Annotated in this window: 11 protein-coding genes and 3 pseudogenes; 4 read left to right on the forward strand and 10 right to left on the reverse strand. The window is 43.2% G+C overall.

Features of this window, described 5'->3' with window-relative positions; genetic code table 11:
* The 7 genes and pseudogenes from IH879_13055 to IH879_13085 form a co-directional block, all read right to left on the reverse strand.
* On the reverse strand, positions 1-287 hold a 287-nt coding region (locus IH879_13055), incomplete at its 3' end, for an endopeptidase La (protein MCH7675867.1).
* Positions 203-1105, reverse strand: a complete 903-nt coding sequence (locus IH879_13060) for a four helix bundle protein (GenBank protein ID MCH7675868.1) — start codon at positions 1103-1105, stop codon at positions 203-205. The genes IH879_13055 and IH879_13060, both read right to left, overlap by 85 nt.
* 14 nt (positions 1106-1119) lie before the next feature.
* On the reverse strand, positions 1120-2364 hold the full coding sequence (locus IH879_13065) for an efflux RND transporter permease subunit (GenBank protein ID MCH7675869.1): 1245 nt from the start codon (positions 2362-2364) through the stop codon (positions 1120-1122).
* Between the two features lie 225 nt (positions 2365-2589).
* A pseudogene (locus IH879_13070) lies at positions 2590-3501 on the reverse strand (efflux RND transporter permease subunit).
* Positions 3490-4044: pseudogene (locus tag IH879_13075) on the reverse strand (efflux RND transporter permease subunit). Before IH879_13075 ends, IH879_13070 begins: the two co-directional pseudogenes overlap by 12 nt.
* Positions 4045-4224: 180 nt before the next feature.
* Positions 4225-5169 (reverse strand): annotated as a pseudogene (locus IH879_13080) (efflux RND transporter permease subunit).
* 90 nt (positions 5170-5259) lie between these two features.
* The gene (locus IH879_13085; GenBank protein ID MCH7675870.1) at positions 5260-6426 is read right to left on the reverse strand and encodes an efflux RND transporter periplasmic adaptor subunit; all 1167 of its coding nucleotides are present in this window, start codon (positions 6424-6426) and stop codon (positions 5260-5262) included.
* A gap of 303 nt (positions 6427-6729) precedes the next feature.
* Here IH879_13085 and IH879_13090 point away from each other — a divergent pair, with 303 nt between their 5' ends.
* The 3 genes from IH879_13090 (at position 6730) to IH879_13100 (ending at position 8451) form a co-directional block, all read left to right on the forward strand.
* The gene (locus tag IH879_13090) at positions 6730-7605 is read left to right on the forward strand and encodes an EamA family transporter (protein ID MCH7675871.1); all 876 of its coding nucleotides are present in this window, start codon (positions 6730-6732) and stop codon (positions 7603-7605) included.
* Positions 7606-7906: 301 nt separating this feature from the next.
* Positions 7907-8077, forward strand: a complete 171-nt coding sequence (locus IH879_13095) for a hypothetical protein (GenBank protein MCH7675872.1) — start codon at positions 7907-7909, stop codon at positions 8075-8077.
* Positions 8023-8451 carry an SRPBCC family protein gene (locus IH879_13100; GenBank protein ID MCH7675873.1) on the forward strand — a complete coding sequence of 143 codons (429 nt, stop codon included), beginning with the start codon at positions 8023-8025 and terminating at the stop codon, positions 8449-8451. The genes IH879_13095 and IH879_13100 overlap by 55 nt, the downstream gene beginning before the upstream one ends.
* A gap of 79 nt (positions 8452-8530) precedes the next feature.
* Here IH879_13100 and IH879_13105 read toward each other — a convergent pair whose 3' ends face one another.
* Positions 8531-8749, reverse strand: a complete 219-nt coding sequence (locus tag IH879_13105; protein ID MCH7675874.1) for a cold-shock protein — start codon at positions 8747-8749, stop codon at positions 8531-8533.
* A 255-nt stretch (positions 8750-9004) separates the two neighbouring features.
* On the opposite strand from IH879_13105, the gene IH879_13110 reads away from it, so the two are divergent.
* Positions 9005-9337, forward strand: a complete 333-nt coding sequence (locus IH879_13110) for a translation initiation factor (protein ID MCH7675875.1) — start codon at positions 9005-9007, stop codon at positions 9335-9337.
* Positions 9338-9364: 27 nt separating this feature from the next.
* Here the strand turns inward: IH879_13110 and IH879_13115 are convergent, their stop codons facing one another.
* Positions 9365-9583, reverse strand: a complete 219-nt coding sequence (locus tag IH879_13115) for a hypothetical protein (protein ID MCH7675876.1) — start codon at positions 9581-9583, stop codon at positions 9365-9367.
* A gap of 69 nt (positions 9584-9652) precedes the next feature.
* Positions 9653-9856 (reverse strand): hypothetical protein, encoded by a 204-nt coding sequence (locus IH879_13120; GenBank protein ID MCH7675877.1) that lies wholly within the window; start codon positions 9854-9856, stop codon positions 9653-9655.
* Positions 9857-9992: the final 136 nt, after the last annotated feature.

Here is a 9992-nt window from a genome sequence, read left to right on the forward strand (position 1 = left end):
AAAACAAATTTTGTTTTGCGAATGATTTCTTTGGGCAGCTCTCTTAAGTCCTTTTCGTTTTCTTTAGGAAGAGCAATTTCATGAATTCCGGCTCGAAATGCCGCAGAAATTTTTTCTTTTATGCCGCCCACAGGCAAAATTTTACCGCGCAGAGTAACTTCGCCGGTCATGGCAATATCGTTTCTTATCGGACGCTCTGCCATTACCGAGGCCACCACCATGCAGACTGCCACACCCGCCGAGGGTCCGTCTTTGGGAATTGCTCCTGACGGGAAATGTATATGAATATCGAGTTCGCTGAAATCGTTGTGTCACTATTTGTGTTTTTAAATTTCTGCTCCATCGCGTCGATGGCCTTCTGCAAAGCACTAACTTTCCATCCAGTGTCAAACCCTTGTTCTCTGAGTCGATTCTCTCTGCGAATGGCTGCATACATTTTCTTCAATGATAGTTCATCACGTATGACAAAATAATTTCCTTCTGCCGGAACTGTTCCTGTTCCTCGTGGAGCCATCGGTCGCCTTGCGCGTGGACACCAATCATAAAGATCGAAGAAACAAAAGTGAAACGAACCATAGAGCGTGACTTCACCAGAAAATGCTTTCCATTCTGGTTTGAGCCTGCCGGAATCTTTAATCGCTTCGTTGAAGTATTTCGTAACATCCTGACTCCATTTCTGATCCAGTCCATCAGGCGCATTATCAACATTGATGTGCCAAATTATCGGACTCTTTGAATACATACCAAACACCTGTTCTTGAGCAGAGTTGATCGAGTCATAACCAAAAAGGTGATTCGTCATTTTATCTAATTTCGAATTCATTTCATCTGAAACATAACCTAACCTGATTGCAATTTCGATTTGCGTATTAAGTTCAACGAGAGAAGAACGTGCGATTTCAAAAAACCTCCTACGTTCGGCTGGTGATCTTCGGGATGAACCTTCTGCAAGATTAGAAGGTATCGAAACAGCGGCTCTTCTGATTTGATTCGTTATACCGTAGAGTTCTGATTTTGGAAACTTTTCAGTTATCTCGTAAATAAAAATTACAAACTTAATACCAACCTTCCAGAAATCACGATTTTTATGATTTAATTCAAGCATCCCGTTTTCACATCTCACGTCTTCCGATCCACCAAATTATAAACCGTTGGGATAATAACCAAAGTCAAAACGGTTGACGTAATGAGACCGACAATTACGGTGATCGCCATTGGTGTTCTAATTTCAGCGCCATCGCCAAGGCCAAGCGCCATCGGCAGCAGACCCAGAACCGTGGTCGCAGTGGTCATCATGATCGGACGCAAGCGGATTTTCCCGGCTTCGACAATCGCCTGCATTTTTTCCATGCCTCTTTCGCGCAATTTGTTTATATAATCCACCAGCACGATCGCGTTATTAACTACAATTCCCGCCAGCATAATCATCCCCAGGAAGACCACGATACTCAACGGAATATTAAATACGAAGAGAAACAGGATCACCCCGATGAGTGCTAAAGGAATGGTGAAAATAATAATAAAAGGATGGATGATCGATTCGAACTGCGAAGCCATGACAATGTACACTAAAAAGATCGCGAGCGCGAGCGCCAGCTTAAGGCTGCTGAGCGATGTTTCCATCTCTTTATTTTGTCCGGCAAGAACATAAGTAAAGTCGCTTGGCATTTCCATGGTTTGCAGAATGGCGAAAATATCTTCACTTACTTCGCTCAAGCTTCGTCCGCTTATATTTGCGGTCACCACTGCGGTTCTCTGCTGGTCAACACGTCTTATTTCAGAGGGCCCTTCGTGGACTTTGAGTTCAGCAACTGCTTCCAGGGGAATCGGCTTTTCGGCGCCCGGGTTGATAGTCAGTCTTCGTAAATCGTCAATGCTTCCCCGATCTTGTTCACGCAGCCGTACCAAAATATCGATTCTGCGGTCCCGCTCTTTGAATTCAGTCGCCACGTCGCCGCGTATTTTGTTCCGCACAATCGAAGCGACTTCAATGATGTTCAGGCCAAATTTTGACAGCAGCGGACGGTTATAAACAATTTGAACTTCCGGATTGCCCCGCTGAATATTTGATTTAATATCCGTTACTCCAGGAATCGACTCCATTTCTTCTTCAAGTTTTTTGGAAATTTCCTGTAATTTCTGCAGGTTGTATCCATAGATTTCGACTTCCACCGGGGTCTTAAAACTAAACAATACCGGCCGCGAGATTTTCCATTGGATACCCGGGTAGTTCTGCATTTGCTTGCGGATGGCATCCACCAGTTTTTCTTCACTTACAACGACAGCATTTTTATAACGAACCGGTTTTTCCGGTTCGTTACCGCCGATATCAGTTTTGGTTTTTGCATCTCCGAAGTTAGCCATGCCGGAGACGGAAGCAAATTGCTTATCTGCAGGCCGGTTTTCACTAATCTTGGGCTCCTCGATCGGTACTTTGTCCCCCGGTCGATTCAAGGTCACGGTTATTTTCGAGGTGTGTTCACCTTCTTCGCTGCCGCTGTTGGCGGTTTTATCGGTTCCGGAGATAGAAGCAACTTTTTTAACTCCGGGTTGATTTTGCAGGTACTGTTGGATTTCGGCGATTTTCCGGTCGGTTTGCTCGACAGGCGTTCCCACTGGCAGCGTAATCTCGACATTAAATTCTCCCTGGTTAACTTCAGGGATGAGCTCGCTGCCCAAACGCGGCCCAACGATAAAAACGCTGAACAGGAATAGCATCCCGACCACGCCTAACACCGGTTTCGGCTTGTCTAAAGCGTTTTGTAAAATTCTGGGGTAAGCTGCTTCTAATTTTCCATAGGACCAATTGAAGGCACTCAGGAGCAGCTTTACCGGAAACGAAAAGACCAATCTCAGTGCAATAAAAAAGCCCTTAATAAATACAGCACTGATAACAAAGAAAAAGTGCAGGACTCTGAAAATTAATTCAAGCAAGAACTGGAATGAAAACTTCATTAAATCGAATAGAAGTCTAACAGGGAAAAAGAGAATCTTGGCAATTTTACTTTTCCAGGCGGATTCTTTAAAACGAGTTTTGAAACGCCGCATGTCCTCAAATAGCGCAGGGGCCGATTTGTTGATTAAAAAAGTCGGCCAGATTTCTTTGACGTATTTTATTTTCCAAAAATCGGGGTTATTTGCAAACTTAGTGATCCAGTCGGTTAGTTTAAGTTGAATCGTTCCTTTTTCAATAATGTTAATCAAAAATTTTGTCAGCCCAAAAACCGGTATGATACTAACGAGCAAAAGTATGCTGAATTGTTTTAATGCGGCGATAAGCAGCCCGCCAAATGCCTTGAGTGTTTTCCACAAAACCAACCCGCCGGTCTTTAAAAGAATTACCAAACCCGAGAGCAGCTTTGAAAAAAAGCTTTGCTGGTTTTCTGCAGATAAAAGTGAATCCACTGACTCCTGTGTAGAAAAATGAAAGATATGGTTTTTGAGCATTTGGTCTGTTTGGATGCCCTGCACAAATTTTGAACTTTCCCGCGAAGAGAGCATGGGGATGAGAAACAACGCAACACCGAAAGATGCGAAAAGGGAGAAAACAACCGTTAGCGCCAGGTTGCCAAAAATCTGCCCCGCAACTCCTTCAACAAAAACGATTGGGAAAAACACCGCGACGGTTGTCATCGTTGAAGCGAATACAGCCCCACCCACTTCGCTCACGCCACGTACGGTGGCTTGGATGAGGTCGTCGCCCTCTTGACGGCAGCGGGCTATACTTTCCAGAACCACGATCGAGTTGTCCACCAGCATGCCGATGCCGAGCGCCAGGCCGCCCAGTGACATGATGTTTAAGGAGACCCCGAAAATCTTCATTGGCGCAAATGTCGCGACGATGGAAATGGGAATGGCGATCCCGACAATTAAAGTTGCCTTCATGTTTCTCAGGAAGATAAAAAGCACGATAACAGCAAGTAACCCACCCCATTTCGCTGTATTTTTGACTTCGTCAACGGAATTCTGAATGAAAACCGACCGGTCTGAAAGCAGATCGAGTTCGATGTTTTCGGGTAAATCATGATTTATAAAGTTGGTCATTTCCTTAGCGAGCAAGGCTTGCCTATTGCGTTCAGACCCGCCGCCGGGTCTGCCCCTGCCTGTTTTCTTTTCCTCTTTTTTCTTTTTGTCGGTGGCAATTTTTTTCTCTTTTGCTTCAGGTTTTTTCTTTTTCACTTCAGCTTGTTTTTTTACAAACTCCCGCTGTTTCACGCTGCCAAACACCCGATCTTTTACGCGCTGGGCCACGGTAACGATGTTGGCGTCAGCTTCCTTAAAAACTTCAATTTCGACGCTCTCTTTGCCATTTAAGCGGGTAATGATTTCGCGATCCTTGAAAGTCCGCTTCACCTGCGCGACGTCCATGATTTTAATTTCTTTGCCATTCCAGTTGCCAATGACAACTTTGCCGATTTCATCCACAGATTTAAACTCATTCAGGGTCCTGACCAGGTACTCGGTTTGTCCTTCTTTCAAATTTCCACCGGCAAGATTGACGTTCTCCTCCGCAAGTCGGTTTTTAATTTGCTGGATGTCGATTCCGATAAGTGTTAACTGCTGCTCGTTGGGCTCAACCCGGATTTCTTCCTCAAGCCCTCCTTTAACTTTGACCGCCGCGACCCCTTCTACTGTTTCAAGGATGCGCTTAATCTCTTCATCCCCAAGATAGCGCAGATAAATCAGCGATGCGTCGCCATACAACCCGAGCCGTAAGATTGGATCCAAGGACGGGTCGAAGCGCAGAATGAGTGGCCGTTTTGCTTCTTCGGGCAAGAAGACCTGGTCCAATTTTTCCCGGACATCGGCGGTGGCCTGGTTCATGTCTGTATCCCAGGTGAACTCGAGCTTGACGTCGGATTGCCCGGCTTTGGAAATGGAGCTAATGCTCACCAAATTGTTGACTACGCCCAGCGCCTGTTCTACGGGCCGCGAAATGGTGGTTTCGATTTCCTCCGGCGCGGTGCCCGAATATTCGGTTCGAACGGTCAACGAGGGGTAGGAAATATCCGGCATCAGGTTGACTGGCAGCTGTTTGTAGGAAATCCAGCCGAATACGACCACTCCAATGACCACCATGAGAATCGCGACCGGCCTGGTGGCGGTAAATTGGAAAAATTGCCCGGCGTGTTCTTTGAATTCTTTTATGTGGGATTTGCTTTCTGACATGGTGTTTTAGTAAATTGTAGGTGTTAAAAATATTCGATTCAGATCAAAGCTACCCAAACAGATCGTTGCGGAGATGATCTGTTGAATTTGCTAATACGAAGAATTTTTCGCCGCCTGCGTTGTATTCTCCCGTTCGGCCACGATGTTCACCCTGGTTTGATCTTTCAAACCGGACTGGCCAACAATAATAATTTTTTCACCCGGCTCAATTTGTGATAAAGATTCCACGTTTTCATAATCCTGAAATCCAAGATCTAACTTGACTTTGTGGGCAACGCTGTCCCGTACTACAAACACGTGAACATTCTCGTTTTCATAAACCAGAGCTGTCTTGGGAATTAAAACCGTGTTTTGATGGGTGGCTGTAATGATGTGTGTGTTCACAAACATACCCGGCCGCAGCCGGTTGTTTTCATTTCTAATGCCGATGGTAACTTTGAAAGTTCCGCTTTGCGGGTCAACAACCGGACTGACTCGCTTAATCCAACCGGAGAATTCTTCATTTTTCAGATGTTCCGAGGTGATGAAAGCTTTTTGACCTTTCTTCAGCGTGCCGATTTCTCTCTCCGGTACGTGAACCACTGCGATCATCTCTTCATTATTAATCACAGTAAAAAGTTTATCCGTCGGTTGAATCCGGTCTCCCGGGCGCTTCAAACGTTCGCCGATGACCCCGGAAATCGGTGAGGTTATTCTGGTGTAATCTAAATTAAGCTTTGCCTGCTGCCACAGGATTTTTTTAGCCTCTATCCCGAATCTGGCGGTTTCAAATTCCTCTTTACTGAGCAGCTGTTTGTCAAACATTGCCTGTTTGCGCTCATAGAGATTTTGTTCCAATTCATAGTCCACTTTTGCTTTTGCTTCTGCCAGGGCGTACTCATCCGCTTCTAATTTCATCAACACTTTATTTTTTTCAACATAGTCACCCTCTTCCGCATAAATTTCCTCAACCAGGCCCTGAACCCTGGCATAAATGTCGGTCATTTTTTCAGTTTCGAGATTTGAGCTTAATAAAATAAAAGAAGAGATGTCCCCTTTTCCGGCAGTAGTTGTTTCAACCGGGATGAGGTTCTCTTCATTCTTGTCGTCCTTGTCCGTTTTCTTTTTGTCTTTTTTAATTGACGTCGTGTCGCCGTTTGCGGCTGTTTCAACCTGGTCATTATCGCCGCTGTGTGCATCACCGCCAGAACAATTAATATTTAAGAGGCTGGCGCAAATTACAAGAATTAGACACAATCTTGGTAATATTCTAACCATGATTTTCTCCTGAGACTGAAATTTTTAACTGATTGATTTTGGGTTGAATAGCCTGTTTGTTTGGTACGACTTCACATTGGTTATGTTTCCAAGTATTCCTTGTAAAAAGATAAAGTTTTTTTTGACAATTCATACTATTTTTTGCTTCTTTTTTTGAGAAAGGAATATCCGTGTTTTTGATAATGAAGAGTTATTTATAGACCACTTAACTGACTTGTTGATTTAGTCCTTCCGGATTTGTATTATGAGATCCCAGAAATACGTTTTTACATTCTTCTGATGCTTTAAAACTGGAGTGAACATTTGTCAAACAAACACACCTTGCCGATTCTGGTTTTCATCATGCTTTGCCTTATCTGGGGATCGACCTGGTTGTTCATTAAAATAGGTCTGGATGATGCACCGCCGTTTTTGTTGGCAGGAGCGCGCTTTCTTCTATCGGTGGTTTTGCTTTACCCCTTTATGAAGTTGAAAGGTTTAAAGTTTCCGAGAGATTGGCGAATTTTATCAATCATGATTTACACAGGAACTTTCGCTATCTCCGTTTCTTATGGTCTTGTTTACTGGAGTGAACAATATGTTTCTGCCGGCCTGACCGCCGTTCTGTTTAGCTCGTTCCCGTTTTTTGTCCTTATCTTTTCACATTTTATGATTGCCGATGATGGTTTTTCTCTAAAAAAAACAGTTGGCTCGATAGTCGGCTTTAGCGGGGTAGCGGTTATTTATGTCGACAGCATCAAACTCGAAAGTACCGTCATACTTCTGGGGACTTCAGCGATTGTAGTCAGCGCCGTGTTTACGGCTTTTTCGAATGTCGTTATCAAAAAACATTCTGAATCTCTTGATCCAATTGTGTTGACAGTGGTGCAAATGATTTGCGGAGCCGTCTCTTTGCTGACGGTGGGCTTTCTTTTTGAAAATGTTGGAGATTTTAAATTCACTGTTAAATCGATTGGCTCACTTTTTTATCTTTCGATTGTGGGTTCGTGTGTAGCTTTTGTTGCTTATTACTGGCTGATCCGGCAAGTTAAAGTAACCACAGCTTCGCTTATTATTTTTGTCATCCCGGTTGTTGCGCTGTTTTTAGATTGGTTGGTTTTAGACCAACTGTTGAGTTGGCGGATTCTTGCCGGCAGTGGTCTGGTCATCAGCGGGGTGGGTTTGGCAAGCCGGCGATAATTCATAACGTGACAGAGCCTGCAAATGTTAAGTGACCTGATTAGTCGTGGACTAAACCACGGTGCTATTATCAGCCGTCATTGACGCTTCGCTGTCATTGACAGAGGAGAATTATTGCTGCTGTTCTAAATGACGCCGAAGCCAAATGATTTAACGACGGGTATTGACATTCCCCGAAGCGTCGGGGTCATTCAGTCATTTTCTTGCAAAAAAAATGCAAAGGTTTACCGGCAATACTTTATTGACATTTTTAATTTATTTTGAAAACGATCAAATACTAATTATTTAAGGAGAGAGGATAATGAAAATACTAAAATTAATCTTAGGGTTGCTGGTCGGCCTTGCCCTGGTTTTCTTTGCCGTCGGTAGCTTTGCCCCTCGTTTACTTATGAAAACAAAATCGAAGTCAACGCTTCGGTGGAAAAGGCCTGGACAATTTTCACCGATGAATCCAGAATGGGGGATTGGCTGATGGTTTTTGAAAGTATGGAAACCATAAGCGGCAATCCGGGTGAAGTCGGCAGCAAATACCGCATGATCTTTGTTGAAAATGGAGATGAAATGGTGATAATGGAAGAGGTGACGGCTTTTCAGGAGAATAAGCTGTTCGGGTTTACTCTGGATGCCGATCCATTGATAAGTGATGTTAAGGTTAAGTTCACCGGTGATGAATCAAAAACTGAAATCACCGCGACCATTCATGTTGAAGGAAAAAATCTTTTGTGGAAATCTACGTTACGGCTTATGAAATCTATGATAGCCAATCGTGGGCAGAGGCAGTATGACAAACTTAAAGAAATAATTGAATCAGCTTCCTCGGAACCAATGTCTGTGAATGCAAATTGAGAGTTATCGATACCCTCCCGAAGCGTCGGGATGGTATCGATTTTTGGGAATTCATTTGATCTCGAACCGACTAATTTGTTTAAAGAGTGGGTGCATCCGGTGTTCGTACTTTGATCGCTTTTTGGCCTTTCGGCGACTTTTCAACTTCAAAGCTGACTTTTAAGCCCTCTGCCAGCTGATTTCTATGGCCAAGATAATCGACATCGCTTTTATGAACAAATATATCAGTTCCATCTTCTGATGTAATGAAACCAAATCCTTTCCTGGGATTAAACCATTTTACAGTTCCCTGGGGCATGACTCCTCCTAAGGTATCTTGATTGATTAATTGCTATATTCATTTTCTTCGAATGAGCACTGAAATTGAACAACCAGATTTTACGGCTTTTTAAGATTAAGTTCAAGCTTTTTTTTCGCATGCCATGCAAAGAAAATTTGCGTTTGTAAACTAACCAGGTGCGTTGCCTTACTTTGATTGGACTTTCTTGCCTTACAGGATATTATTTGTTATAATGACTCGGTAGAATGCATTCATAAGTATAAAGGCAATTAATTGCAAAGAAAATATAAAACCGTCTATTCAACGAAGCCAGATTTTGTGCCGGATAAAGCGGAAAAGAGTGAGCCAGTCACACCAGCACCGGAAAGACAGAATCTCAAAGTCCGGCTGGACAAGAAACATCGCCGGGGCAAAGCAGTGACTCTGATTAGCGGTTTTGTCGGCTCAACGGAAGATCTAAAAGAGTTAGGCAAAACTTTAAAGTCCCGGTGCGGCGTGGGCGGTACTGTTAAGAACTGCGAGGTTTTGATTCAAGGTGATTTTCGAGATAAGGTGGTTGAGATTTTGACTGCGAGTGGATATAAGGTTAAGCGTGCCGGCGGGTAATTGATTGCTCCTCACCCGTCATCGTCTTCATCTTCTTTTTTCTTGCTTAATAATTTGACCATCCTCTGGAAAAAGGATTTCATGTTTCTGAATTTCACCATCAGATTCAACCATCAACTCAACTTCATAGAAAATGTCGGTGTCTTTGCTAAGTTTTTCAGACTTTTCAATTTCATACTTACTGAACTTTTTCTTCAATTCATTTTGAATTGCCAAAGGCAACTCTTCCAAAGAAATCGATTCCACTATTTCGATAACAACGCCATCCCGAGAATAAAGAACATCAATTTTGTGACCCTCTTCTCTAAATGAGATTTAGTAGACTTTTTGACCGTCTTCCATGTCCTCGCTATATTCGCGTAACATAGCTTTTGGATAGGCTTGAGTGAAGGCCTTTAAGATCGCAGCAGGGACTTGCGTTTCAGTTAGTTCTTTTTCGGCACTTTCAAAACACGCGTTCAGGACAAAGTTTACTAACACGATTGAAAAGAAAAGAAATTTTAAGTTTTTACTATTCATGATTATTCTTAATGCAAATTAAAAAAAACAGCCGCAAAGTCAATTGAAAAATGAAACATAGAAGTGGACCTTTGCGGCTGATGATTTTGCGAATGTCATTATTTTATTAATACAAAAACCAGCACCTAGCCAAATA

The sequence above is a fragment of the candidate division KSB1 bacterium genome, assembly GCA_022562085.1.
GTDB lineage: Bacteria > Zhuqueibacterota > Zhuqueibacteria > Oceanimicrobiales > Oceanimicrobiaceae > Oceanimicrobium.